Source organism: Auritidibacter sp. NML120636, assembly GCF_003185945.1.
Lineage (GTDB): Bacteria > Actinomycetota > Actinomycetes > Actinomycetales > Micrococcaceae > Auritidibacter > Auritidibacter ignavus.
This window is the reverse complement of sequence record NZ_QHLO01000004.1, coordinates 161,184-186,739: the sequence shown is the minus strand read 5'-3', so window position 1 is coordinate 186,739 and position 25,556 is coordinate 161,184. Positions and strand designations below refer to the sequence as shown.

The following is a 25,556-nucleotide window of genomic DNA, read 5'->3' as shown; positions in this document are numbered from 1 at the left end:
CATGAGTCACCTCGATGAACTGGTCCGTCTGATATCTGATGCCCCGACCTCATGGCACGCTGCCGACTATGTAGCCCGGGAAGCTATCGCCGCTGGCTTCACCCGGCTGGAGGAAACCGAGCCTTACCCGCTAGCCCCGGGTGGTTACGTGGTCGTCCGTGATGGTGCGGTGATCGCCTGGATCCAGCCGGAGGCCACCGGCGAGGACTCAGCGACGCTACCGGGCTTTCGCATTCTGGGCGCTCACACCGATTCCCCGGGGTTCAAGGTCAAGCCCAGCCCGGATACCACCACCGCCGGCTGGGCCCAGGTCGGTGTTGAGGTGTACGGGGGACCGCTGGTCAACTCCTGGTTAGACCGCGACCTGGCCTTCGCCGGACGCCTGGTATTACGCGATGGCAGCACCAAACTGGTCACCACCTCCGCGATGGCGCGCATCCCGCAGCTGGCTATCCACCTCGATCGCGAGACCGATCGGGGACTGACTCTGAATCGACAACAGCACCTGATGCCGATTGTGGCCACCGCCTCCGGCGACTCCGCAACCACCATTGTGCACGCCATCGCCGAAGAAGCCGGTCTCTCGGCAGACCACGTGGTTGCCGCCGATCTGATGCTGGCCGATACTCAACCCCCGGCCATACTGGGCTCGGCCCAAGAATTCTTAGCCGCCCCGCGGATGGACAATCTGGTCTCCGTCTCGGCTGGACTTTCCGCTCTGCTAGAGGTTGCCCACCAGCCAGCGCCCGACCTGATTCCGGTGCTGGCGGCCTTCGACCACGAAGAAGTCGGTTCCCAGACGCGTTCGGGGGCCGCCGGGCCATTCTTGGACGAAACTCTGGTGCGTATCCAACACAGCCTGGGCATTAGTCCCGAAGAGAGTCCCCGGGTGCGCGCCCAGTCCTGGCTGCTGTCGGCCGACTGTGGCCATGTGGTCCACCCCAATTACGTTACCAAACACGACCCGGACCACCACCCGTTGCCCAACCAAGGCCCGTTGGTGAAGATCAACGCCAATCAGCGCTACACCACCGATGCGATGGGACATGCGGCCATGGCCGGGTGGGCCGAGGACGCCGGGGTACCGATCCAAGAATTTGTCTCCCGCAATGATGTGCCCTGTGGCTCCACCATCGGTCCGATCGCCTCGACCCGGTTAGGGATTCCCACGGTGGACTGCGGGGTGGGGTTGCTGTCGATGCACTCGGTCCGTGAATTGGTCGGTGTCAAAGACCCAGGCTACTTGACCCGCCTCACCGCCGCCTTCTTTCGCCAGTAGTCAGCACCAGGAAAGCTGGATCTGTAGCACACTTCTCACGGTTCGCGTGGTAATTTCGGCGCAATCACGCTAAACTATTCGAGTTGTTCTTTGACAACAGCACTAAGGAGAACCTCCTGTTACGGAAAGACCGTGACCATAAGCCCGAAGGAGGTGGGTTCGCATGCGTGCATATGAATTGATGGCGCTGATTGACCCGGAGGTCGATGAGCGTACAGTTGAACCGACACTGCGTAAGTACTTTGACAACACCGTTGTCAAAGACGGTGGCTCCGTGGAAGAAATCGATGTGTGGGGTCGTCGCAAGCTGGCCTACGAGATCAAGAAGAACTCGGAAGCTGTTTACGCGGTCGTGAATTTCACCGCTGAGCCGGCCTCGGCTCAGGAATTGGAACGCCAGCTGGGTCTGAACGAGACCGTGTTGCGCACCAAGATCATTCGTCCGGAAGAGCAGAAGGTCACCCTCTAGGGTCACCTCGTCACTGCACAAACACTCAAGCATCGGTTTAACGAGACCACCAGGAGTACCTCATGGCTGGAGAGCCGGTAGTCACGATTATTGGAAACCTGACCGCCGATCCCGAACTGCGTTTCACCGCATCGGGACAGGCCGTCGCGAACTTCACCATTGCCCAAACTCCTCGGATCTACGACCGTCAAACCAATGAATGGTCCGATGCTGAGACCTTGTTTGTGCGTGCTTCCATATGGCGTGAAGCAGCAGAAAACGTGGCCGAATCCTTGACCAAAGGAATGCGCGTGGTGGCCCAAGGTCGCCTGAAAGCCCGTTCCTTCCAGACCCGTGAGGGTGAGAACCGCACCAACTGGGAACTGGACGTCGACGAGATCGGCCCGTCGTTGCGCTACGCCACCGCCCAGGTGACGCGTACCCCGCGTCACGGGGGCGGATCCGGTGGTGGTTTCAACCAGAACCCGCCGGCCCAGAACCAGGGCGGTTGGGGTCAAGCTGGCGGTGCCCCACAGCAGGATCCCTGGGGCGGAGCTCCCTCCGCTGGATCCTGGGACACCCCGGATCATCAGGAACCACCGTTCTAAACACCAACCATCCCGCTGACTGCGGGCTCCAGTTATTACTCGAAGGAGCACCACGATGGCTAAGGCTGAAGTACGTAAGCCCAAACCAAAGCCCAATCCCCTCAAGACAGCAGGCATCGACTACATCGACTACAAAGATGTGCCTCTGCTTCGCAAATTCATCTCCGATCGCGGCAAGATCCGTGCCCGCCGTGTGACCGGTGTGACCGTCCAGCAGCAGCGCAAGATCGCTTTGGCGATCAAGAACGCACGTGAAATGGCTCTGTTGCCCTACTCCGGTTCCGGCCGCTGATCTTGAAGTAGAGAAGGAGAGAGTAGACATGGCACAGCAGAAACTCATTTTGACCCAGGAGATCCCCGGCCTCGGTATTGCCGGCGATGTCGTCGAGGTCAAGAACGGTTACGCTCGCAACTACCTGATCCCGCGCGGTTTCGCTACTCGTTGGACCCGCGGCGCAGAAAACCAGGTCGAAGAGATCCGCAAGACCCGGGCAGCTCGGGCCATGGCGAACCTGGAAGAAGCTCAGGCGCTGGCCGAGAAGCTCCAGCAGCAACCGGTGCAGATTCAGGTGGCCTCCGGTGAGACCGGTCGTTTGTTCGGCTCGGTGACCTCCTCGGACATCGTCGAGGCCCTGGAAGCAGCCGGCCACGAGTCGATCGACCGTCGCAACGTCGTCTTGACCGACAGCATCCGTTCGCTGGGTAACTACTCGGTGCAGATCCGTCTGCACGACGACGTGATTGCTCAGGTGGAACTGGCTGTTGTTCCGGCTCAAAAGAAGAAGAAATAAGCTTCTTCGCTCTGGCTAGACCCGGATTACGTTGAGAGAACCCCGGGGCAGGTGTTGACCATCATCTGGTCACCCGCCCCGGGGTTTCGTTGTCTCCCCCAGTGGGCTGGCAGGGCTGTGTTAGCTTTGAGCTATGTCTGAATCTGCTGTGGCCACCACCCTGGAAGAGATCCAAGAGAACCTCTACGCGGTTCAAGGACGGATTAACGCCGCTGCCAACCGTGTCGGGCGTGATCCCCGGGATGTGCGTCTGATCCCGGTGACCAAAACCGTGGCGGAACAGCGCCTGCGCACCGCCTATCAGGCAGGCATTCACACCTTCGGTGAGAATAAAGTTCAAGAGGCCCACCAAAAATACCAGGCCATGAACGACTTGGAGATCACCTGGTGCATCATCGGGCCATTACAGTCCAATAAGACCCGAGACGTGGCCGAATTTGCCGATGAGTTCCACGCCCTAGACCGGGTCAAGATCGCTCGCAGGCTCCACGACCAGCTCACCGAAGCCGGACGGGACCTGTCGGTGTTGATCCAGGTCAATACCTCTGGGGAAACCACCAAATCCGGTCTCGACCCGGCAGAACTCGGCCCGTTTGTTGACCAGATTCAGGATTTCACGGCACTTCGGGTCAGCGGATTGATGACCATCGCCGAGAACTCCGATGACGAGGATGCGATCCGGAATAATTTCCGGCAACTGCGCGCGTTGCGCGATGAACACCGCGATCAACTCGGGGCCGGAGATCTGTCCATGGGCATGTCAGCCGACTTTGAGATCGCCATCGAAGAAGGAGCCACCATGGTCCGAATCGGTTCTGCGATCTTCGGCGCGAGACCTCCCCACGGCTCGGCACAGGACTAACGTGCACAGCACCTCTGCCGGGTAGTGTTGCTGGGGCTGTGGGGTACTTCTGGGCCACTGATGAAACTCAATCAGGCGCGCCACGGGCCATGCTGGGCCGTGACCGCTGGGTAAGGTGCTAGATTCTCTGCCAAGTAGCCCCTATGCGGAGAGTGAGTACAGCGCGCCATGGTCGATCGACTTCACGATATCTGGGACCACATCAACGAAGCCCAGGGAACATTCGGGTCCACCACCAACTTCGTCTTTGACGACATCACCGCCACACACGTGGCAGGGCACGCTGAACTGGGCCCAGACCACCACCAGCCCTGGGGAATCGTCCACGGAGGCGTCTACGCCACCATTGTGGAGTCAGTGGCCTCGGTAGGTGCCAGCTACGCCGTGAAGGACCAGAACATGTTCGCGGTGGGCTTGCACAACGGCACTGACTTCTTGCGTCAATTTAGTTCCGGCACCGTCCTGGTTGAAGCCAATGCCCTCTACCAGGGACGCACCCAGCAACTCTGGGATGTCGTCATTACCGCCGAAGCTACCGGCAAAGTCTTGGCCCGCGGACAACTTCGACTCCAGAACCTTCCGGCTCCGGAAAACCACGGCTGATCTGGCCCTTTAATGTGAAGCAATGCACGTAGCGTGGGAGAATCACACTGGTGTAATTTATCCACGGCTGTGGGTAACCCTGTGGATAACTGCGTGTGGTGTGGAAAACACTCCTTGTACTCGCCCGTCATGGTGCTGTCAAGTCAGCCAAATTGGGTGCAAATTGTTTTTTAAATCACAGGCTGTGATTCATAAAAGCCCTAGTCAGAGCCGAATCGGCGGATGATCACCTGGCTGAATCAACAGGTTCTTGAGAATTTTTACACAGGCTAATCCACTCTTTCCACAGGTTATCCACAGGAAAAGAATTTTGGGGGTTTGCTGAGGCTGTTTTCCCCGAGTAGTGTCGCTATATCGCCTCTCGGCCGGTGGGTATTGGCAGGTTATGCACAGGGTGCACATACTGCGCGCATCCACTGCGACCGGGGGGTCTTCGTGAGGCAGTCCGGGGTCCGGTAAAGGGGAAGGGAATCAAGAGACGATCTAATGAATACGCCTTATGATTCCACCGGTTCCCCGGAGCTGTCTCGCGACACGCTCGTCCCACCCCAGGATCTCAGCGCCGAACGATCTGTCCTCGGAGCGATGTTGCTCTCGCATGATGCGGTGGCCACCGTGGTGGAGGTTTTGCGTGGGCCAGATTTTTACTCACCAGCTCACGAGCTGATCTACGACTCCATCATTACACTCTACGGTCGTGGCGAACCCGCAGATGCGGTCACCGTCTCCGACATGCTTAACAAGCGTAAGGAGCTACCTCGTGTCGGGGGAGCCTCGTACATACACGAATTGGTCCAGTCCGTTCCGGCTGTCACCAGCGCCGAGTTCTACGCCGACATCGTCCAGGAGAAAGCGATTCTGCGTCGACTCGTGGACGTGGGCAACAGGATTAGCCGGATGGGCTACGCCCAAGACGGCGACGTGGACGACATTGTCAACGCTGCCCAGGGTGAGATGTACCGGGTGGCAGAGAACCAGCAATCCGAGGACTACGTCCGTCTTTCGGGCATCCTGGAGAACACCGTCGACGAGATCGAAGCCGCCGGTGATCACGCCGGTGGACTCTCGGGTGTTCCCACCGGTTTCTACGAGCTTGATGAGCTGACCCAGGGACTGCACCCCGGACAAATGATCGTGGTGGCGGCCCGTCCTGCGGTGGGTAAATCGACGTTGGCTCTCGACCTGGCTCGTGCGGCGGCGATCGGCAACAACATGCCCACGGTGTTCTTCTCGCTAGAAATGGGCCGCAATGAGATTGCGATGCGTCTGCTGTCGGCCGAAGCAACCATCGCGCTGTCTGATCTGCGTAAAGGTGCACTGGAATCCGAACACTGGACGAAAATCGCCGCCACCGTGGGACGGTTGAACGAAGCACCGTTCTTCATTGACGACTCACCCAATATGACGATGATGGAGATCCGGGCCAAATGCCGGCGCCTGAAGCAAAAGCACGACCTGAAACTAGTTGTGTTGGACTACTTGCAACTGATGAGCTCCGGCAAGCGGGTGGAATCACGTCAGCAAGAAGTCGCCGAGTTCTCTCGTGCCCTGAAGCTCTTAGCCAAGGAACTCGAGGTCCCGGTCATCGCGCTCTCGCAGCTCAATCGTGGCTCAGAACAGCGCACCGATAAGCGTCCGCAGATTTCTGATCTGCGTGAATCCGGTTCAATTGAACAGGATGCCGACATGGTCATTCTGCTGCACCGTGAAGACGTCTATGACAAGGAATCACCACGTGCTGGTGAGGCTGACCTGATCGTTGCCAAGCACCGTAATGGGCCGACCCGAACTATCGTCGTCGGCTTTCAGGGCCACTACTCCCGGTTCAACAACATGACCCCTGAGGACGGCGGATTCTAGAGCCACTGATCTGCGCCTCAGCGCGGTGTCGGGCAGCACTTGCTGGAGACACGCAAAAAGACGTGTCCGGTCGAGGTTTCTAATGACTCTGATGCGGCGAAGGAAATTTGCTCGTCATCTCGCTTTTCCGTTCACACCTCCACTATTGTAGTAGTGATATAGATCACACTCCTCTGGAAGGTCTGAACATGCTGATCCCCTCCCTTCCCGACCGTCAGCCGTTCTTCTCACGTCGCATGCACTGGATGAATATGCTCGATCTCCACGCCACTGATAGACCAGACGAGATTGGGTTGACCACCAAGACTGAGAACATTTCCTGGTGGGAGCTACAGCAGCGCGTGCAAGCCTTGGCCGCAGACCTTCAGCAACATCGGGGTGTACAACCCGGCGACCGTGTGCTGATCCTGTCGCTAAACAGCGCAGAATATATCATCGCCATGCTTGCCATTAATACCGTTGGTGCGATCAGCGTTCCGATCAATATTCGATCTGTGCCGCGCGAGCTCGACTATTTTGTGTCAGATTCTGGTGCGAAAGTGATCTACGTCGACGCCATGGGCGCTCAGGCACTGGCTGGGTCCCAGAGCAAAGACCATATCCAGACCATTTCTCTGGTGGAGGATGTGCCCGAGATTGTGGCAGCCGGGGGAACCGCCGAGCCTTTGGACATCGATGAGAACTCGATTGCCATGATTGTCTATACCTCGGGGACCACCTCGGATCCGAAAGGGGTCATGCTCAGCTATTTGAATCTTTTGAGTCAGACCATTCCGGTGTATCGCAACGCGCCGGCCCCGGGAGATCTTCCTGAAACCAACCTCGTTGTGGTTCCGTTGTTCCATATCGCCGGCATCGGTGTCCTGACTCCGGCATTTTTTGCCGGTACTCGTTTGGTGGTCGCTCCACCCCAGGTACTCACAGATCTCGCAGCGCTGGTTGATCTCATCGAGAAATTGCAGATCACCAATATGTTCTTGGTGCCGACCATCTGGCAAGCACTGTGTTCTCTACCCGGCATCACCGAGCGAGACCTCCCGTTACAGTCAATCTCGTGGGGAGGATCACCAGCCTCGAAGGAAACCCTGCAACTGATTGTGGACACTTTTCCAAAGGCAACGCTTTCCACGGCGTTCGGTCAGACCGAAATGTCACCCATTACCGCGCTGTTACAAGGCCCCGCATCACTGCGCAAGATGGGCTCCATCGGTGAACCAATCGGGCCGATCGCAGCTCGTATTGTCGACGCGGAAGGAAACGATGTCGCCCCCGGAGAAATGGGAGAAATTGTCTATCGTGGCCCGGGACTGATGGCCGGCTATTGGAATAAGCCCGAGGCGACCCAACAGGCTACCCGGGACGGCTGGTTTCACTCCGGGGATATGGTCCGACAAGATGAGGAAGGATTTATGTATGTCGTCGATCGGTCCAAGGACCTGATCATCTCCGGTGGTGAGAACATCTCCTCAATCGAAGTTGAGCATGCCGTCAGTACCCACCCGAAGGTGGCTGATGCTTCCGTGATTGGTGTCCCCGACGAGAAATGGGTGGAGACGCCGCTGGCGATTGTGGTCCCCGATGATCCCGCGGATCCACCCACCTTAGCGGAGATTCACGATTTCCTCTCTGACAAGCTTGCCTCCTTCAAGAAGCCCACGCGCCTTGAGATCGTCGAGGAGTTACCCCGTAATGCTTCGGGCAAACTGCTCAAACACAAACTCCGAGGACAATACGCCCTGTAAAAACCAGACCCGTGCATCATCAGACAGCCGGCCACTTTGGCTCGTGGCATCTGTTCAACGGCCACGATTCCAGGTATAGATCTCACCGGTCCATGGCTGGTCGGCCTGATGTTGCGGTGCATAAAAGAGGCGGAACTGATCGGTGGCTGCTAGCTCCCGGGTAATGGTGGCTTTCCACTCCTGGTGGGTCAGCCAGACCCGCTCCATGCGTTGGCGATATTCCTTGTTGGTTTGGCGGGCAAATCGCGGTCCATCGGTCACCGCATGGGGATCGTCCCGGTAGCGCATCGCGCCGATACGGATGATTGACACCGGCAGGCCGTGAATTTCGCTTGTGGAACGCAATAACGCTTCGGCGAAGGCCTTCGCTGCCCCGTAAAGACCATCCGGTCGTGGCAAGCTCGTCGGATGCGGCGTGTCGAGAACTCCTGTTTCGTAGAAGTCAACTTCGTTCATCCCCGTCACATGGTTGCTGGACGCATAGATGAGACGCTTCACCCCCTTTTCGACGCAGACTTCGGCCACATTCTTTACGCCGTGGATCTCGGCCTCGAGGAGTCCGTGCCACCCCATCTTGGCGCCCGTGGGGAGGTACAAAACATAATCAGCATCGCCTAGCCCGTGACGTACCACTGCTTTATCGGCCACCGTACCCGTGGACCAGGCGTGGTATCCCACGATGTTGTGATGATCCAACACATCGAGGCCTATCAGAACCAGATCCTCGTCTGTGAAACACTGACCGGTGACCCGCCCGATCTCACCGGCAGCACCAACCACGGCCATGCGTGGTCTGCTGTGCGCAGCAGAAGTCGGGCACCAAGCGTTCAGTGTGGCCGTGGTGCTGTGCGGTAGTTCCACTTCCGGCACGAATGATTCTCCCTAAACCCAGTGGCCACCGTGGTTCGTCGCTGAGGGGGAATCAGCGCCTGCGGAACGTATCGGCTTGCTGTGCAGAATATGACGCAGATTCAGCATCCGCTGTTCCAAAGTCGAGGAGATCTCGGCGACTTCCTTCAGCTCGTCGATAGCCCACTGTGGCACATCGCCGTCGTATTTATAGTGCAACTTGTGCTCCAGCGAGGCCCAAAAGTCCATCGCCGACGTACGGAACTGGATCTCGACGGTGACATCCTGACGGCCTGAGGACAGGAACACGGGCACCCGGATAATGGCGTGCAACGACTTATACCCGTTGGGCTTGGGGTTTTTGATGTAGTCCTTGACTTTCAGCACCGTGACATCATCTTGAGCTACCAGCATGTCAAAGATTTCATAGACGTCAGTGACGAAGCCACAGGTCACCCGCGCCCCGGCAATATCGGTGATGGTGCGTCGAATCTCGTCGGGGTCGAAAGCAATACCCTTACGTGAAGCCTTCGCCAACAGGGAGTCCATCGATTTCACGCGGGTGGAGATGTGCTCGATGGGGCTGTAGTCGTGGAGCTGGGTGAACTCATCGCGTAACACCGACAGCTTGGTTTCGACCTCCCGGAGCACGAAGGTGTATTCGGCCATCATCGAGTCCAAGTCTCTCCGCAACCGCTGAAGTTGTGCGGCCGAGAAAGACATGGTGCCCTCAGCGGTGTGGATATACACCTCATCGTGGGGTGTGACGCGTCGCAAGCTAGGAACCTGTCCCGCATAGCGCGTCACGGACCGCTGATCGGGAACAGACGGGGAAGTACTCATGAGACTCAGTCTAGAAATACAGCCTGCACGGAGTCTGAAAGGACCATACTAGAACCATGACTGACAAGGTGACACCGAGCCGATCTCAACAGCCCCATTTCACGCCTTCGCGTCGTTCTCAGGTGCCCCCGTTTCGGGTGATGACCATCTTGCAACGCGTCGCGGAGCTAACTGCCACCGGACAACCGGTGATTAGTCTGTGCGCCGGGGAGCCCTCTGGCGGAGCACCCACGGCGGTTACCGAAGCCGCCCGGAATATCCATGATGCGGCCGTGCCGCTGAACTACACTCCGTCGCTGGGTATCCAACCGCTGCGGGAAGCGATCGCAGAGCACTACCGTCGCTGGTACGACCTTGAGGTTCCCGTGTCACAGGTTGCTGTCACCACCGGGTCATCGGGTGGCTTCATGGTCGGTTTCTTGGCCGCCTTTGACGTGGGAGATCGCGTGGCCTTGGCCCGTCCCGGCTACGCCGCTTACCGCAATGTGCTCCAAGCCTTAGGTTGTGAGGTCGTTGAAATCCCGGCCGGTGCGGAACAAGGGTTTCTGCCCAGCATTCGGGACCTGGAGCAGGCCAATGTTACCGGACTGGTCTTGGCCTCACCCAACAACCCCACTGGCACCATGGTTGAACCCGCCAGCATGCAGCAACTGACCAGCTGGTGCGACGCCCACGGGGTGCGACTGTTCTCCGATGAGATCTACCACGGCATTACCTACTCCACCCGCGGGGTGAGTAGCTGGGAGTACTCCCGCACCGGCGTGGTGGTCAGCTCCTTCTCTAAATACTGGGGAATGCCCGGCTGGCGACTGGGCTGGTTACTGCTGCCCGAAGATCTGGTAGCACCGGTGTCGGCACTGTCGGGCTCGGTCTCTCTGTGCCCACCGGCCGCCGGACAGTACGCCGCGGTAGAAGCGTTCAGCGACACCGCCTACGCCGAATGCGATGCCCGTGTCAGCCAATTTGCGGCCACGCGCTCGCTGATTCTCTCTCGGACTTCCGAACTGGGCTTTGATGACGCCGCGCCGGCCGATGGGGCGTTTTATTACTATGCCCGGCCCCCGAAGGCGGTGATGCAACGCTTCGGAACGGCCACCGCGTACGCCCAAGCACTGCTGGAATCCCACTACGTGGCCCTGACGCCGGGACTGGACTTTGATCCGGTGGACGGCGATGAGTTTATCCGCATCTCGTTTGCCGCCGGCACGGCCGCGGTGAGTGAAGCCCTAGAACGGATCCAGCACTTCCACGCGCAGAACAGCTAGTCGGGCGCGTCCGATCTAGTTCTGCCGCAACGGCCGGGTCGCGACGGTCAACCGGTGTAGTTCCTCGAGCAGCTTGCCCAGCGACTTCTCATGGCGGTCGTTGACCTGCAGCGTATCGGAGTCAAAGTCGTAGCGGTTATATAGCAGGATCTGTTGCCCGATGGTGTACATCCCGTAGGGGGCCATGCTGACCCGCCATTGATCCACCGCACGGGCGCCACCCACGCCCCCGTAGGAGATGAAGCCGACCGGTTTGTGCTTCCACTGCACATCCAGCAGATCGTAGGCGTTTTTGAAATATCCCGGCGCCGCTCGGTTGTATTCCGGGGTGATGAACAAAAACCCCTCGCAGCCATCGACCGCATCGCGCCAGCGCACCAGATCGGCTGGTGCGTGCTGATCGGAGTGCTGATTGAAGTGTTCCAGCGGGGGTAGCTCGAAGTCCTTGAGGTCCAGCACCGTAAACTCGGCCGGATAGTCGTGGGCCTCGAGATGGTTCCGTACCCAGTCGGCGACAGAATCGGCCTTGCGTGGGGTGCGGATCGAGCCGATGACCACTCCCAGCCGAGGGAGCTGATCTGCTGTGGTGTCGTTGTGCTCAGTCATATATCGAGCCTAGGGTCCTTGCCGTATTCAGCCCAGTCACCGGCCGAACACGTGACGTTTTGTGTCACACGACATAGGCTGGAGCACAACAGCACGGGTACTGGTCACACCGACCGGGCCCGAGACCGTATCAGCGATTGGACGAAAGGACTCTGATGAGCTCCGAGACGATTAACGCATTGAACGAGACCGGTAATGATCCCTTCGCCCGCCTAGACGATGCCGTGGAATTCACCGTGACCTCCACCAGCGTCACCGACGGTGAGCAATTCCCGCTCAAGCACTACTCGGGTGCCATGGGAGTTGACGGGGGAGAAGACATCTCCCCCCAGTTGTCCTGGTCAAACGCACCCGAGGGCACCAAATCATACGCCGTAACCGTCTATGATCCGGACGCTCCCACCGGCTCCGGATTCTGGCATTGGTCGGTCGGCAACATCCCCGCCTCGGTCACCGAGTTGCCCGAAGGTGCCGGCGCCGGTGATGGTTCCGGACTGCCCGAGGGCGCCTTCCAGCTCAACCACGACGGCGGTGGCCCCGGCTTCATCGGTGCCGCCCCACCGGCAGGCCACGGCCCACACCGCTACTTCATCACCGTCCACGCCCTGGATGTGGAATCCCTGGACATTCCCGCGGATTCATCCAACGCCTTCTTCGGCTTCAACCGCTTCGGCCACGTGCTGGGTCGTGCCACGATCGTGGTCACTGCCGAAGTCGATGGCTAACCACACTGGCTCACCAGCGGGCCACGGTGCGGTAGCTCGTTGGGCATTGTGGCGTCGCATAGGGTACGGGGCCACCGGTCTGATCGGACTGGTGGCCCTGACCACGTCCATTGCCCTGGGCTTTCGTCGCGACGGCGACCCGCCCGCCGGCAGTACCCTGACCGGACGCCTGACAGCCGGCTGGGAGCATGCGCTCAACCAACCCGCCTATTTCACCTTCATCTCGGTGGTGATGACCACACTGGTTTCCTGGTGGCTGGTGATCCGACCCCACTCCCGCTCGCCTGTGCTACACGTGGTGCGCATTGCCGCGGTATGTTGCCTGAGCATCACCGGACTGGTCTTCAATATCCTGCTCCGCGACGACTCAGTGCTGAGCCCACTGCAACAGGTCAACGACTTCACCTCACACGTGGTGCTACCCATCCTGCTGGCCGTGGTCACCCTCCTGGTGGGCCCCTTCGGACAGGTGCGCTGGAGGAGAATTGCTATCTCGCTACTGATCCCCGCACTGTGGCTGGTGTTCACGCTGGTGCGTGGCCCGATCCTGGACTGGGTGCCCTATGACTTTTTGGACCACACCGCCCCCGGCGGATACACCACGGTGGCGACCTATTGTGCCGTGATTCTCACCGGCTACCTGGTGGTCGCCACCGTGTTATGGGGTTATGACCGACTCAGGTCCCGTCGGGACCCGGAGGCACTCACCGCGGTGCCTTAGTCGCGCTGAGCGGAGAACACCTCGTCGATCGGGGTATCGCCATCAAAGAAGTCGATCTTGTGTCCGATCGATTCGGGGTGGTCCAGTGCGGCCACAATGGCTGAAGCCACATGAGCCCGCGAGGTTTCTCGACGCTCGTTCTCATCACGGGGATGGTCTTCTGGAACCTCCATGATCTTGCCGGTGGGCTCCTCGAGGGTCAGCAGCCCCGGTCCCAGGATGGTGTAGTCCAGTCCAGAGTTGCGCAGGTACTCATCGGCCTGCGACTTGGCTTCAGCGTAGGGGTAGAAGGAGTCGGTTTCCGCCACGCCGTGATCCCGACGGCACCCGGCATAGGAGATCAAAATGAACCGGGAGACTCGAGCCTGCTTGGCGGCATCAATCGAGCGTTTGGCTGCTTGCAGATCTACTGCGTAGGTGCGATCCGGATTGCCCCCGCCGGCACCGGCGGCGAAGATCACCGCATCCTGATCCGAAAAGGCCTCGGCCAAGTCATCCTGGCTGGCCTGCTCGAGATCCAGCACCTGGGCTGTGGCGCCGGTGGCCTGAACATCGGGTATTTGCTCTTCCTGACGAATGACGGAGGTGACGGTGTTGGTCTTTTCGGTGAGCAACTGGGCCGCGCGTAGCGCAACCTTGCCGTGTCCACCCAAAATAATGTAATGCGCCATGATCCCACCTTTCCGCTGTGTGCTACACCGGACGAGTCAGGCCCGGTGTCGCGTTCTCATTCTGTGTCGTGTTCTTGTGGTGCTTTCACTACGCGTAACAGGTGCCCCGGTGATCTTATTCCGACCGATCCCAGGTAGCGTGTGAAGATATGAGCACCACCTCCGCAACGACCTCCTCACCCAACCGGTCAACCACGCCCACGGGCGTTGACTCCGTGGCCGTGGACGAACACGGCCACACCGTGGCCGGGATGTTTGACGCCATCGCCGACCGCTACGACTTGATGAACCTGGTGATGACCTGGGGCCAAGAACCACGACTGATCCGCCGCACCGTCGCCGCAGCCCGGCTCCCACAGGCCCCGGCGGTGCTCGATCTGGCCGCCGGCACCGGTGATCTGGCCTTCGCGGTGCTGTCTCGGTACTACGGCGCTGAGATCACCGCCTGCGATATTGCTCCGGAGATGATGGCCGTCGGTGCCGCCCGCCCCGGCGGAGACCAGATCAGGTGGGTGCAGGCCGATGCGATGGACCTGCCCTTTGCGGACCACAGTTTCGATGCGGTCACCCACGGCTATCTGTTGCGCAACGTGACCGATATTTCGGCCACCCTGGCCGAACAATTCCGCGTGCTCAAACCCGGGGGGTGGATGGCAGCTCTGGAGATGTCACCGGCACCACGGAACGTGATCAAACCGTTCTCCACCGCCTACATCACCTGGGCGGTCCCGCGGATTGCCTCCTGGATCACCGACAACCCCGAGGCCTATGAATACTTGTCCCGAACCTCCCGAGGCTTCCATCCGCCTCAGGTGATCCAGCGTATGGCGCACGAGGCCGGTTTCCGATCCACCGGCTACGAGCTACACATGTTCGGCACGATGGCGATCCACTGGGGGCAAAAACCCCTGGACTAACACTGCCTCAGGACTAGGGCGTGTCTGACAAAGTTTACGGTTGGTTTCTGAAACTCTTGAGTCATGTCTCGATTCCAGCTGCTCACTGATGACCAATGGGCTCTCATCGCTGACTACTTGCCAGCACCAACAGGCAAGCGCGGACGCCGCTTTTCCGATTCCAGGCAGATGATCGAAGGCATCATCTACCGCTACCGTACCGGCATCGCCTGGCGCGGCCTGCCCGAGACCTTCGGCAAATGGCAGACCGTGTGGACCTGGCACCGTCGCTTAGCTTCTGACGGCACCTGGGATGCCATTCACCAGGCGCTGACAGACTTTGCGGTGAAGAATGACAAGGTCGACTTCACCGTCTCAGTCGACTCCATGATCGCTCGTGCTCACCAGCACGCAACGAACATCAGCCGCGTAAAAAAGGGACTCGTCGATGGCCACGGACTGCCGTTAGTCAGGATCTGCACGAGCCGACGATGACGATCGTGCAGCGGATTCGTCCGGGGTCTACCGATCCGATGGATGTGATCAGGCTGTTGGAGGCGGCCGAGGCGGCGCTCCAGCGCGATCGGGCCGCCGCGATGTGCGTGATCTGGGAGGTGAACGCCTGGTTCGCGTTGGCTCTCGAGCTTGAGACGCCCCGATTCGTGCAGCAGTTCGATCAGGTTGCGCCGGTGTGGGACCGGGTGCTGCAGAGCGCGGCCGAGGTCTGCGACCGCAGTCGCGACTGGGAATACGCCGACGACATGCGCGCTTGGCGGGATCCGGCCGCGCGGGCTGCGGAGGCAGCCTGAGTGCTGCCCGCAGCAAGACCTGATCGAGCCGAGGTTGAGGATGCTGCTTCTCTGTGAGGCCTGCAGTTCCGTCCGGGCGTCAGGCCGAACTCAACCATGGCCTCAGTAGATTCTTGTGATAGGTTCATTGGTGTGGAGTAGCCGCATTCCGGCCAAAGCTGCCGGCCTATACCAAAGCCCAGGAGTCACGAACCGGGGAGAAGCATGGAACGATACCGCAAGGTAGTCAGGGCGCTCTTCGCCGTGATCTTCATCGCAGGGGGTATCGCCCACCTTGTTCTGGGTCGGGTGAATCCCGAGGGGTATGTCGTGTTCGCCGATACCGCCATGCTTCCAATAATGAGCGATCTGTGGATGGCGTTTGTCATGCCGAATATCGGCTGGCTCACGATCGTGCTCGGATTCTACGAGTTTGCCTGCGGCATCGGCATGGTGCGACGGCGCACTGTCGCAATCGCGGCGTGGGGCATGGCTTGCCTTTCTTATCTTCATTACGGCATTGGGATACGGGCTACCAGCGGAGTCCATCGGCGAAGATCTCCTGAAGAACCGCCTGATCACTACCGTGATGGCGGTCATGCTTATACCGCTTCTGACAGCGCCGAACTCGACGAGTTCCGGCCACGCCGAAAAGCGTAGTGTCAAGCCCCGGGTTTGGTAGAGGGTTCTTTTCTTGGTTTTCTAGGCTGCGGCCGGTTTGGTGCTGGCCTGGTTGGTCCATTCTGAATGGACCTCGTTCGGTGTCCGGTAGTCAAGTGCTGAGTGCAGTCGCTGCTGGTTGTACCAGGCCACCCATTTCGAGGTCTCTGCCATCACTTCGATCAGTCCGGACCACTTCTTGCGGTCGATGAGTTCTGCCTTGTAGACCGAGTTCAGCGCTTCGGCCATGGCATTGTCGTAGGAGTCTCCACGTGATCCGACTGAGGCGATGACGTCTGACTCCGCCAGAGTCTGGCCGTAGCGGACCGACCGGAACTGCACTCCTCGATCTGAGTGGTGCACCAGCCCAGAGATGTCCTCACCGGCTCTGTGCTTCGCTGCCAGAGCCATTGTGAGCGCATCCCTGGCCAGGGACTCTCGCATATGGTTCGTCACCTGCCAGCCGACGATCTCACGGCCGAACACATCAAGGATGAACGTCGTGTACACCCACCCAGCAGACGTCGGAACATAGGTGATGTCCGCGACCCATAAACAATTGGGTGCCGGTGCCGCGAACTCACGCTCGACAAGATCATCCGGACACTCCTCAGCCCTAGCCGAAGCCGTCTTCGGGCGCTTCCTCTAGGGCGTGTCTGACAAAGTTTACGGTTGGTTTCTGAAACTCTTGAGTCATGTCTCGATTCCAGCTGCTCACTGATGACCAATGGGCTCTCATCGCTGACTACTTGCCAGCACCAACAGGCAAGCGCGGACGCCGCTTTTCCGATTCCAGGCAGATGATCGAAGGCATCATCTACCGCTACCGTACCGGCATCGCCTGGCGCGGCCTGCCCGAGACCTTCGGCAAATGGCAGACCGTGTGGACCTGGCACCGTCGCTTAGCTTCTGACGGCACCTGGGATGCCATTCACCAGGCGCTGACAGACTTTGCGGTGAAGAATGACAAGGTCGACTTCACCGTCTCAGTCGACTCCACGATCGCTCGTGCTCACCAGCACGCAACGAACATCAGCCGCGTAAAAAAGGGACTCGTCGAATTACAAGGATCTGCTGACCGAGTCGCCTGACCACGCCTTCGGCCGCTCTCGTGGTGGCTTGTCGACAAAGACTCATCAGCTCGTCGATGGCCACGGACTGCCGTTGGTCACGATCTGCACTGCCGGCCAGGACGGCGACAGCCCTATGCTTGCTCCGCTACTGGAGAACCTGAAAGTCGGTCGACGCACCCGCCCAGATGCGCTCCTGGGTGACAAAGCCTACTTATCGAAAGCGAATCGCTCATTGCTGCGCTCACGAAAGATCGAGGCAGTCATCTCCGAGCCGACCGATCAGCAAGGCCATCGTCTCCGGCGAGGATCAAAGGGCGGCGGTCCACCGAAGTTCAACGCAATCAAGTACAAGCGCCGCAATGTCATCGAGCGTGGTTACGCCCGTATGAAACAGTGGCGAGGACTGGCCACACGATATGACAAACTCGCCATCATCTACCGGGCCGCTATCGTGCTCAACGGTGTCATCGCCTGGTTACAACATTTGTCAGACACGCCCTAGGCCTGTGCCTGCTGTTTCTGGCGGCGGTTGCGGATCGGCTGAACCACCGGGGTTTGGGCCACCAGGATGAGCATAAAGACCAGCCCGACCCAGCCACCAATGGTGTAAATGGAATTGACCAAGGTCCGGAAATCGAAGAACAATGCAAACGTCATCGCCAGGGCCGCAAACACCAGCGTGAGCACGACCGCCCGCGGGGTGCGGTCCTCGGCGAACTGGTTCACGGTGGACCACAACAGTGGCACCGCGGTGGTGTAAACACCGAAAATAATCAGGATCGCGACAATAATCTGCGCCCAGGGGGCAATCAGCCCGGCAATCTCGAGCATGGGAATATCTTTATCCCACACCTGCGGCAGATTCGCCAGCAGGCCGGCACCGGCCACAGCTGCCCCCAGGGCGAAGAGCACCCCGCCACTGGCTCCCGAGGCCACCGCGACCTTGCGTTGGGGTGACTCCGTTCCCACCGCGGTAACAAAGTTGACCAACACCAGCATGTTGTACGAGGCAAACAGCAACCCGGCAACCAGCCAATTACTCCCGGCGCGCACGGCCCCAGACTCATTGGCCTCGAAATCGACGTCGGCTAGAAAGCGGGCGCTATCGGCAATACCTGAGGGGTTATGGGCGATCCCATAAATCCCCAACAGGATCGCGATGACCGCAATCACCGGGCCAATATTGCCGACAATATCGACGGTGCGTCGCAACCCCATCAGCACCGTGGCCACCAGCAACACGGTCATGATCACACCCATCACGTGCGGAGGCCAGCCGAAGGATTCGACGAACAGCGAGTCGGCGCCGGCGATCATAATGATCGTCACCGCGAACATGAACAACAACGCAAACCATTCAAAGGCCAAACCTAACCAGCGACCGGCAAAGAATTCGTAGGCCTGTCCCGGGCGCGCAAAACGCTGGTGATAGCCGGCCCGGGCCAGCTGAGCGGCCACAAACCCCAAGATGACACACACCACGATGCCGGTGCCAATAATGCCCCATAACCCATGGGAAAGCGAAGAACTGCAGAATCTCCTGGCCGGTGGCGAACCCGGAACCGATGACCACCGCGGTGATCGCCCCGGTATTGCGAATCCACGCGCCCCAGGCGAAACCGCCACCAAAATCGGCGGAAGGTCCCGAGGTTGTCGCGGTGCCAGGGGTGCTGGTCTGGGGGGTCTGAGAGGATCGGCGCTGGGTCATGCCAGGCCAGTCTAGTACGTCGGGTCGGCGACCACGCGCATATGCAACCCCATCTCATCGGCGTTGACATTGAGTTTTTCGGCCACCCGATCGATAAAGGGTTGCATGAACACCTGGCCGAGTTGCCCGTAGAGGACACGCATGACCTGTTCACTGGTGTCACGAGTGGTGGAGGCGAACCCGCGCTCGCGTAACTCTTGGATCTGGGCGGTGGCAAGATCGGTGATGCGCTGGTACAGGTCTTCGGAGACCTCCCGATCGCCCAGCAACATCACGTGCCGGAGGTAATTCACCCCGTACGGGTTCTCCTGGCACCAATCGCGGAGCCGCTGATCCAAAGTGGGGGCCACCGCTTGCGGATCGTCCGGTTTGCGGTCTTCGGGAAGGTGCTCGTAGGCGATCGCATCCCGAATACCGAACACGATCTCATCTTCCACCGCTTCCTTCAGGAGCGCTTTGGTGCCGTAATGATGAGTAATCAACCCGACGGTCACCCCGGCCTGCGTCGAGATCGCGCGCATCGAGGTGGCAGCCGGGCCGTGTTGTGAAAACAATTCCAGAGCGGCCTGCAGGATGCGTTCTTTCGCCGTGGTTTCCGCTGAGTCGGTGAGATGCATCCGGGTGTCGCCTCTTTCGGTAACGATAGAAATAATGCGTGCTAGATCACAGTAGAGTACTATGTGTGTGGCTAAATCCTAACGTGCCATGACGCGCGCCGTGAGGGCACGACGGGACTTTGTGTCCCGGTCAGCGCCAGGATGACACCCACCCGAAACTACAACGTACAAAAGTGCAGACGGAGTGCAGCGATGAAGCTAATGATCTTCGCCAAGTTCGTGCCCGACACCTATGGCAAGCGCGGGCTCGATCTCGAGACCGGCATGGTTGATCGTGTCTCAGAAGCCGTGATCGATGAGATCGATGAACGTGTCGCCGAGGCAGCCACCCAATTTAAGGACGACATTGGTGCCGATGACACCGAAATCATCGCCGTGACCATGGGCCCCGACGATGCCTCGCAGGCTTTGCGGAAGGTGCTGGCCATCGGTGCGGACCGAGCGGTGCACATCGTCGATGATGGACTGGCCGGATCCGATTTGATCCAAACCGCCCGCGTTTTGGCCGCCGTGGTGGAGCGTGAAGGAGCAGACCTGGTGCTCACCGGGGCTGAGTCCACCGACGGGCAGGGCGGTATGCTCGCAGCCGCGATCGCCCAGCTGACCGGCCGGCCCGTGGCGCCTAGTTTGGATGAAGCCACCGCGACCGCCACCGGGATTTCCGGTGTCCAACGCGATGGCACCACCGAAACCACGTTGAGCGTTCAGTACCCCGCTGTGGTCTCGCTGACCGAAAAGATTGCTGAGCCACGGTTGCCGAACTTCAAGGCCATCCGTGCAGCGAAAAAGAAGCCACAGGAGCAACTGTCGCTGGCTGACCTGGACCTGCAGGCCGGTCCCGAGGCCGCCTATGTGCGCTCGACGATGGTTAGCGCCGCCCAGCGTCCTGCGCGCACCGCCGGACCGAAGGTCCCCGCTGAGGATAATGCCGTCAAGCAACTTGTTGACTTCCTGGCCGAACGCCACGTGATCTAATCGGAGGCACCCCATGACGAACCCCAACAACCCCGTTGTCCTGGCCCTGATTGAGCTCACTGAGCAGGGCCAACCCGCTGAATCTGCCGCCGAGGTGCTCGGCGCAGCTGCTGCAGTCGGCGCTCCCGTGGCTGTGGTAGCCACTGATAGCGAGCCTGCCGCCGAGGTGGTCTCGAGTCTTGGCGAGCTGGGTGCCACCCAAGTGCTGGCCTCCACCGGTGCCGGTTCCGGCTATGGTGAAGCCGAACTGACCGCCCTGGAGCGGGCCATCGACCAGTCGGGTGCCACCACCGTGGTGCTGTCTCACACCATCACGGGTCGCAACACTGCCGGGCGGCTGGCGATCTCGCGTCACGGTGCCCTGGCCTACGGCACGACCGGTCTGTACTGGGATGCCGAGGGTGAAGAAAACGTGGCAACCCACGCGGTGTTCGGCGGTGACTACAACGCCGAATCCACCGTGGAAGGTGGATTGATGATCGTGACGATTCGCCCTGGGTCGGTTTCCCACCGTGCTGACTCGGTGTCGAGTCCCGAACTGCTCACCCTATCTTCCGGTGAGACCACCTCGAAGTTCGCCAGCGTTGATGCCGTCCAGGTCGCCGAGCAGACCTCGACCCGCCCGGCGTTGACCAGTGCCGACATTGTGGTCTCCGGTGGTCGCGGCGTGGGATCGGCGGAAAACTTTGACCTGGTTAACCAGCTGGCGGATGCTCTCGGGGCTGGCGTGGGTGCCTCGCGTGCCGCGGTGGACTCTGGCTACGTGCCACACTCCTACCAGGTGGGTCAGACCGGTGTCTCGGTCTCGCCGACACTCTATGTGGCTCTGGGTATTTCCGGTGCGATCCAGCACCTGGCCGGTATGCAGACCGCCAAGACCATCGTGGCCATTAATAAGGATGAAGAGGCTCCCATTTTTGAAGTCGCCGATTTCGGCGTTGTGGGAGATCTCTTTGACGTGGTTCCCCAGCTGATCGAAGAACTGGGCAAACGCTAACCACTCATGCACCACCAGGAGGGGCACCAACGATGACGGAGCAGGACAACCTGCGTGGCGAGCCTTCGCGGCGTCGCATGGCCGGATGGACACCACTAACCGTGGAAAACCCCCACGCCGTGCCGGCCACACGTGCACCGATAAACGCACCGGCTGACCAGCAGACCCCACCGCAGCCTGCTACAGCACAACCGACGGCTGCACAGCCTGCACCCCAGCCACCAGCCGATACCCCCGCGCCGGCCGGCGGGACCGGAACGGTCGAAGAAGTGACCGAGCCGGCCCCCCTGCCAGCGGGGCGACGTCGCATGACGGGCTGGACCCCGTTGAACTACCGGTTCGTTCCGGAGCACACGGGCCAGGCGGTTACCGGTGCGGCACCCTCCACATCCACAGCACCCTCCGATTCCGTGGCCACTTCGGCATCCCCTGCGTCTGCACCCGAGGCCGACGCAACCACGGCAGGTGGTACCGCCACTGGGGTTACCACCACCGCCCAGGTAGTCGAGGTCGCTGCCGAAGAGCAGTCGATCCCTGCCGGTCGTCGTCGGATGGCTGGCTGGTCACCGCTGAAGTATCAGCGCGTGGCCAGTACCCCGCAGCCGGGTGAGACCACTGAGGGATCCGGTGCACCACAGCAACCTGCGGTAGCTCCTGCCACCGTAGCAACACACGACACCGCGACCGCGACCACCGCGGGCCCGACGACCAGCGCAACAGCAGGTCAGGGGCATGTGGAAGAAGTCTCTACCCCCGAAACCGCTCCGGAGGGTCGTCGCCGGATGGCCGGTTGGACCCCGCTGAAATACCGCTACGTTCCGGCGCAGCCGGCCGAAGCGACCGCTGCGGAACCCGAGCAGACCGAGCAGTCACCGGCCTCCTCGCCGACGGCGACGACCACACCCTCGGATACTCACCTCGCGGCCAATCAGGCGGCAGCCCAGCCCACCGCCGCTGCCGCCCAGCAACCGTCTGTCTCGCCGAGGCCGAAAGAGAAGAAACCGCTCTCGCCGTGGACCAAGCGCCTGCTCGGATTGGCCGGTGTCCTGGTTCTGGCCGTTGTGGTGGTCCTTTTCGCCCGCTGGCTTCGCAGCCTGGACCCGGTGGCCGAGTTCATCGCCACCTACGACGGACACTCCACTCAACCGGCGGATACCCCCGAAGGGTTCCCGTGGTGGATGAACTGGGCACACTTCTTCAACTTCTTCCTGATGGTGCTGATCGTGCGCACCGGTCTGTTGATCCGCACCGAACAGCGTCCCGAAGCCTACTGGCGAGCCAAGAAGAAGAGCCTGTTCTCACCGTTCAAGGACGAAGGACCCAAGGTCACCATCCACCAGTTCACTCACCAAGCCCTGGACCTGCTCTGGGTGCTCAACGGCGTGATTTTTGTGATCCTGCTCTTCGCCACCGGCCACTGGGCCCGCATTGTGCCCACCGACTGGGACATCTTCCCGAATATGGTCTCCGCCGGGATCCAATACGCCTCCCTGGACTGGCCGGCAGAAGATGCGTGGGCGCACTACAACGCACTGCAGGTCGTGGCCTACTTCATTGTGGTCTTCATTGCCTCCCCGATCGCGATCATCACCGGCCTGCGGATGTCGACCTGGTGGCCGAAGAATAACGCCACTCTGAACAAGATCTATCCCGCTCCCCTGGCCCGCAAGCTGCACTTCCCGACCATGATCTTCTTCGTGGCATTTGTGATCGTCCACGTCTTCTTGGTATTTATGACCGGGGCGCTGACCAACCTGAACTATATGTTCACCGGTCGCGACACCAACGACGTCTGGGGCCTGCTGGTCTTCCTCCTCGCCCTGGCGGTCACGGTCGGTGCCACCTGGCTGATCAAGCCGATGATCATCTCCCCGGTGGCCCAAACCACCGGTACCGTTTCGTCGCGCTAAGAAAACCCCACACGGTGCCTGTGACACGTCTCTCATTTGGTACTGTATGACTGTATAGTCACACCACAAGTTAAGGAGAAGACTATGGAGTTTTCACAGCGTAGTTTTATCGTCACCGGCGGTGGTTCTGGGCTCGGTGCTGCCACCGCAGAGGCCCTCGCCTCCCGGGGCGCCCAGGTCATCCTGGCCGATTTGAAGGGTGAAGATGCTGAAAACCGCACCTTCGTGAAAACCGATGTCACCGACGAAGATCAGGTTCGCAGAGCCATCGAGGTCGCCCAGTCCACAGCACGGCTCTCCGGCCTGGTCAACTGCGCCGGGATCGCCATTGCCCAAAAAGCGGTGTCCAAAGGTCAAGCCACCCCGCTGGCCGACTTCGCCAAAGTCGTCAACATCAACCTGATCGGTACCTACAACACCACCCGGCTGTTCGCCGAGGCCATCCACACCCAGGAACCGGATGAGCGCGGTGAGCGCGGGTTGGTTGTCAACACTGCCTCCGTGGCAGCCTTCGACGGCCAGATCGGACAGCCGGCCTACTCGGCCTCCAAGGGTGGTGTCGCCTCCATGACGCTGCCACTGGCCCGCGAACTCGCCCGCCACGCCATCCGCGTGGTGACCATCGCTCCCGGGATCTTCAAGACCCCGATGATGGCCTCGCTACCCCAGGAAGCCCAGGACTCCTTGGCCAAAGCGATCCCGTTCCCGCAGCGTCTCGGTGAGCCCTCCGAGTACGCCCAATTGGTGCTGCACCTCTGGGAGAACCAGATCCTCAATGGTGAGGTCATCCGGCTGGATGGCGCCATTCGGATGCAGCCCTAACGACCCCACTTTGTCAGATCACCAGATAGCCACCCGGCATCGACCAAGCTGAGGAGAAAAGCATGTTATTAGATGACTACCGCCCCCGCTGGGCCACTGAAGAACACGACGATCTGCGCGATATGGCCCGCGAATTCTGCGAAAAAGAACTCGCCCCCAACGCGGAACGTTTCGCCGAACAGCACGAAGTCGACCGCGACCTGTGGAATAAAGCCGGCGACGCCGGCCTGCTGTGCCTGTCCATCCCCGAAGAGTATGGTGGCGGTGGCGGAGACTTCTCCCACGAAGCCGTGCTGATCGAAGAACAGGCCCGCGTGGCCGATAATGCCTGGGGTAACGTGATCCATTCGGTGATCTGCGCCCACTACATTCTGGAATACGGCACCGAGGACCAGAAGCAGCGCTGGTTGCCGAAACTGGCCACCGGTGAATTGGTCGCCGCGATCGGCATGACCGAGCCCACCACCGGATCCGATCTGCAGGCCATCCGCACCAAGGGTGTTCGCGACGGTGACGACTACGTGATCGATGGCTCCAAGACCTTCATCACCAACGGTTCCCAGGCCAACCTGATTATCATCGTCACCCGCACCAACGACCAACCCGGTCACAAGGGTATCTCGCTGGTCGTGGCTGAAACTGACGGACTCGAAGGCTTCTCGCGCGGTCGCGTACTGCAGAAGATCGGGACCCACGGACAGGACACCCGTGAATTGTTCTTCTCCCAGATGCGGGTTCCCGCCGCCAACATCCTCGGCGGTGAAGCCGGCGAAGGTAAGGGTTTCTACCAGCTGATGCAGCAGCTACCCCAGGAGCGTCTGGCCGTGGCCGTCACCGGCGCTGCTGCGTGTGAGGCCGCCGTGCGCACCACCATCGACTACACCAAAAACCGCCAGGTCTTCGGCAAGACCGTGATGGACATGCAGAACACCAAATTCGTCCTGGCCGAATGCGCCGGCGACACGCTGGCCGCCAAGTCCATGGTCGACTGGGCCATTGAAGAACACGTCGCCGGAAAACTCACCACCGAAGGGGCATCTGCGGCCAAGTTCTGGGCCACCGACATGCAGTGCAAGGTGGTTGACCGGTGCTTGCAACTGCACGGCGGTTACGGCTTCATGATGGAATACCCCATCGCCCGCATGTACGTTGATGCCCGGGTGCAGCCGATCTACGCCGGCACCAACGAGATCATGAAGGATCTGATCTCTCGCGGCTTCTAGCCCACCCCAGCTGG

At 60.2% G+C, this 25,556-nt stretch carries 28 protein-coding genes and 2 pseudogenes; 23 read left to right on the top strand and 7 right to left on the bottom strand.

Translation table 11 applies throughout. The features are described from left to right. The first annotated feature begins 1 nt into the window (after position 1). The 9 genes from DCC25_RS05450 (at position 2) to DCC25_RS05410 (ending at position 8,193) form a co-directional block, all read left to right on the top strand. Positions 2-1,279: a M18 family aminopeptidase gene (locus DCC25_RS05450; RefSeq protein ID WP_110100963.1), complete on the top strand. Its 1,278-nt coding sequence runs from the start codon at positions 2-4 to the stop codon at positions 1,277-1,279. 163 nt (positions 1,280-1,442) lie between these two features. Next, positions 1,443-1,748 carry a 30S ribosomal protein S6 gene (rpsF, locus tag DCC25_RS05445; protein ID WP_110100910.1) on the top strand — a complete coding sequence of 102 codons (306 nt, stop codon included), beginning with the start codon at positions 1,443-1,445 and terminating at the stop codon, positions 1,746-1,748. Between the two features lie 62 nt (positions 1,749-1,810). Continuing rightward, entirely contained in the window at positions 1,811-2,335 is a 525-nt protein-coding gene (locus tag DCC25_RS05440) for a single-stranded DNA-binding protein (RefSeq protein ID WP_110098898.1), read from the top strand. 55 nt (positions 2,336-2,390) lie between these two features. After that, entirely contained in the window at positions 2,391-2,627 is a 237-nt protein-coding gene (gene rpsR, locus DCC25_RS05435; protein ID WP_110100909.1) for a 30S ribosomal protein S18, read from the top strand. 28 nt (positions 2,628-2,655) lie between these two features. Next, a complete protein-coding gene (rplI, locus tag DCC25_RS05430; protein ID WP_110100908.1) occupies positions 2,656-3,126 on the top strand; it encodes a 50S ribosomal protein L9 in 471 nt (156 codons plus the stop codon). A 133-nt stretch (positions 3,127-3,259) separates the two neighbouring features. Beyond that, positions 3,260-3,988, top strand: a complete 729-nt coding sequence (locus DCC25_RS05425; protein WP_110100907.1) for a YggS family pyridoxal phosphate-dependent enzyme — start codon at positions 3,260-3,262, stop codon at positions 3,986-3,988. Positions 3,989-4,156: 168 nt separating this feature from the next. Next, positions 4,157-4,591, top strand: a complete 435-nt coding sequence (locus tag DCC25_RS05420) for a PaaI family thioesterase (protein ID WP_110100906.1) — start codon at positions 4,157-4,159, stop codon at positions 4,589-4,591. 486 nt (positions 4,592-5,077) lie between these two features. Then, positions 5,078-6,451, top strand: a complete 1,374-nt coding sequence (gene dnaB, locus DCC25_RS05415) for a replicative DNA helicase (RefSeq protein ID WP_110100905.1) — start codon at positions 5,078-5,080, stop codon at positions 6,449-6,451. Between the two features lie 188 nt (positions 6,452-6,639). After that, on the top strand, positions 6,640-8,193 hold the full coding sequence (locus DCC25_RS05410) for an AMP-binding protein (RefSeq protein ID WP_110100904.1): 1,554 nt from the start codon (positions 6,640-6,642) through the stop codon (positions 8,191-8,193). Between the two features lie 54 nt (positions 8,194-8,247). Here DCC25_RS05410 and DCC25_RS05405 read toward each other — a convergent pair whose 3' ends face one another. Both DCC25_RS05405 and DCC25_RS05400 read right to left on the bottom strand, forming a co-directional pair. Further along, on the bottom strand, positions 8,248-8,979 hold the full coding sequence (locus tag DCC25_RS05405; RefSeq protein ID WP_110100903.1) for an NAD(P)-dependent oxidoreductase: 732 nt from the start codon (positions 8,977-8,979) through the stop codon (positions 8,248-8,250). Positions 8,980-9,075: 96 nt separating this feature from the next. After that, positions 9,076-9,765 carry a GTP pyrophosphokinase family protein gene (locus DCC25_RS05400; RefSeq protein ID WP_110098957.1) on the bottom strand — a complete coding sequence of 230 codons (690 nt, stop codon included), beginning with the start codon at positions 9,763-9,765 and terminating at the stop codon, positions 9,076-9,078. Positions 9,766-9,941: 176 nt separating this feature from the next. Between DCC25_RS05400 and DCC25_RS05395 the strand changes: the two genes are divergently transcribed. Beyond that, positions 9,942-11,150 (top strand): aminotransferase class I/II-fold pyridoxal phosphate-dependent enzyme, encoded by a 1,209-nt coding sequence (locus DCC25_RS05395; RefSeq protein WP_110100902.1) that lies wholly within the window; start codon positions 9,942-9,944, stop codon positions 11,148-11,150. A 15-nt stretch (positions 11,151-11,165) separates the two neighbouring features. On the opposite strand, the gene DCC25_RS05390 is transcribed toward DCC25_RS05395, so the two are convergent. Next, the gene (locus DCC25_RS05390; RefSeq protein WP_110100901.1) at positions 11,166-11,756 is read right to left on the bottom strand and encodes an NADPH-dependent FMN reductase; all 591 of its coding nucleotides are present in this window, start codon (positions 11,754-11,756) and stop codon (positions 11,166-11,168) included. A 155-nt stretch (positions 11,757-11,911) separates the two neighbouring features. Here DCC25_RS05390 and DCC25_RS05385 point away from each other — a divergent pair, with 155 nt between their 5' ends. Beyond that, positions 11,912-12,481 carry a YbhB/YbcL family Raf kinase inhibitor-like protein gene (locus tag DCC25_RS05385; protein ID WP_110098887.1) on the top strand — a complete coding sequence of 190 codons (570 nt, stop codon included), beginning with the start codon at positions 11,912-11,914 and terminating at the stop codon, positions 12,479-12,481. Continuing rightward, positions 12,474-13,202: a Pr6Pr family membrane protein gene (locus tag DCC25_RS05380; RefSeq protein ID WP_110100900.1), complete on the top strand. Its 729-nt coding sequence runs from the start codon at positions 12,474-12,476 to the stop codon at positions 13,200-13,202. Before DCC25_RS05385 ends, DCC25_RS05380 begins: the two co-directional genes overlap by 8 nt. Here the strand turns inward: DCC25_RS05380 and DCC25_RS05375 are convergent. Further along, complete coding sequence (locus DCC25_RS05375) at positions 13,199-13,873, bottom strand: NAD(P)-binding oxidoreductase (protein ID WP_110100899.1); 675 nt, start codon at positions 13,871-13,873, stop codon at positions 13,199-13,201. The two genes, DCC25_RS05380 and DCC25_RS05375, sit on opposite strands and share 4 nt — an antisense overlap. Before the next feature lie 149 nt (positions 13,874-14,022). On the opposite strand from DCC25_RS05375, the gene DCC25_RS05370 reads away from it, so the two are divergent. The 4 genes and pseudogenes from DCC25_RS05370 to DCC25_RS05355 all read left to right on the top strand — a co-directional run bounded on the left by DCC25_RS05370 (position 14,023) and on the right by DCC25_RS05355 (position 16,217). After that, on the top strand, positions 14,023-14,790 hold the full coding sequence (locus DCC25_RS05370) for a ubiquinone/menaquinone biosynthesis methyltransferase (protein WP_110100898.1): 768 nt from the start codon (positions 14,023-14,025) through the stop codon (positions 14,788-14,790). A gap of 63 nt (positions 14,791-14,853) precedes the next feature. Further along, positions 14,854-15,252, top strand: a pseudogene (locus DCC25_RS05365) (IS5 family transposase); the annotation flags it as partial. 8 nt (positions 15,253-15,260) lie between these two features. Further along, positions 15,261-15,578, top strand: coding sequence for a hypothetical protein (locus DCC25_RS05360; protein ID WP_110100896.1), 318 nt, complete (start codon positions 15,261-15,263; stop codon positions 15,576-15,578). Positions 15,579-15,782: 204 nt separating this feature from the next. Next, positions 15,783-16,217 carry a hypothetical protein gene (locus DCC25_RS05355; protein ID WP_199445875.1) on the top strand — a complete coding sequence of 145 codons (435 nt, stop codon included), beginning with the start codon at positions 15,783-15,785 and terminating at the stop codon, positions 16,215-16,217. 42 nt (positions 16,218-16,259) lie between these two features. On the opposite strand, the pseudogene DCC25_RS05350 reads toward DCC25_RS05355, so the two are convergent. Beyond that, positions 16,260-16,847 (bottom strand): annotated as a pseudogene (locus DCC25_RS05350) (IS3 family transposase); the annotation flags it as partial. A gap of 65 nt (positions 16,848-16,912) precedes the next feature. On the opposite strand from DCC25_RS05350, the gene DCC25_RS05345 reads away from it, so the two are divergent. Then, a protein-coding gene (locus DCC25_RS05345) for an IS5 family transposase (protein WP_110100894.1) occupies positions 16,913-17,792 on the top strand; the annotation gives its coding sequence in 2 pieces (ribosomal slippage) (positions 16,913-17,269 and positions 17,271-17,792; 879 coding nt in all). Here the strand turns inward: DCC25_RS05345 and DCC25_RS05340 are convergent. Continuing rightward, the gene (locus DCC25_RS05340) at positions 17,789-18,748 is read right to left on the bottom strand and encodes an alanine:cation symporter family protein (protein ID WP_233487914.1); all 960 of its coding nucleotides are present in this window, start codon (positions 18,746-18,748) and stop codon (positions 17,789-17,791) included. The two genes, DCC25_RS05345 and DCC25_RS05340, sit on opposite strands and share 4 nt — an antisense overlap. Before the next feature lie 89 nt (positions 18,749-18,837). Here DCC25_RS05340 and DCC25_RS11285 point away from each other — a divergent pair, with 89 nt between their 5' ends. Beyond that, positions 18,838-18,978 carry a hypothetical protein gene (locus tag DCC25_RS11285; RefSeq protein ID WP_158524731.1) on the top strand — a complete coding sequence of 47 codons (141 nt, stop codon included), beginning with the start codon at positions 18,838-18,840 and terminating at the stop codon, positions 18,976-18,978. A 31-nt stretch (positions 18,979-19,009) separates the two neighbouring features. Here the strand turns inward: DCC25_RS11285 and DCC25_RS05335 are convergent, their stop codons facing one another. Continuing rightward, entirely contained in the window at positions 19,010-19,615 is a 606-nt protein-coding gene (locus tag DCC25_RS05335) for a TetR/AcrR family transcriptional regulator (protein ID WP_110100892.1), read from the bottom strand. A 192-nt stretch (positions 19,616-19,807) separates the two neighbouring features. Here DCC25_RS05335 and DCC25_RS05330 point away from each other — a divergent pair, with 192 nt between their 5' ends. The 5 genes from DCC25_RS05330 to DCC25_RS05310 all read left to right on the top strand — a co-directional run bounded on the left by DCC25_RS05330 (position 19,808) and on the right by DCC25_RS05310 (position 25,542). Beyond that, positions 19,808-20,590 carry an electron transfer flavoprotein subunit beta/FixA family protein gene (locus DCC25_RS05330; protein WP_110100891.1) on the top strand — a complete coding sequence of 261 codons (783 nt, stop codon included), beginning with the start codon at positions 19,808-19,810 and terminating at the stop codon, positions 20,588-20,590. A 13-nt stretch (positions 20,591-20,603) separates the two neighbouring features. Then, positions 20,604-21,587: an electron transfer flavoprotein subunit alpha/FixB family protein gene (locus DCC25_RS05325; protein WP_110100890.1), complete on the top strand. Its 984-nt coding sequence runs from the start codon at positions 20,604-20,606 to the stop codon at positions 21,585-21,587. 32 nt (positions 21,588-21,619) lie between these two features. Then, on the top strand, positions 21,620-23,497 hold the full coding sequence (locus tag DCC25_RS11520; protein WP_233487913.1) for a cytochrome b/b6 domain-containing protein: 1,878 nt from the start codon (positions 21,620-21,622) through the stop codon (positions 23,495-23,497). Positions 23,498-23,581: 84 nt separating this feature from the next. Beyond that, complete coding sequence (locus DCC25_RS05315) at positions 23,582-24,319, top strand: 3-hydroxyacyl-CoA dehydrogenase (protein WP_110100889.1); 738 nt, start codon at positions 23,582-23,584, stop codon at positions 24,317-24,319. A 62-nt stretch (positions 24,320-24,381) separates the two neighbouring features. Beyond that, positions 24,382-25,542, top strand: a complete 1,161-nt coding sequence (locus DCC25_RS05310; RefSeq protein ID WP_110100888.1) for an acyl-CoA dehydrogenase family protein — start codon at positions 24,382-24,384, stop codon at positions 25,540-25,542. Positions 25,543-25,556 lie beyond the last annotated feature (14 nt).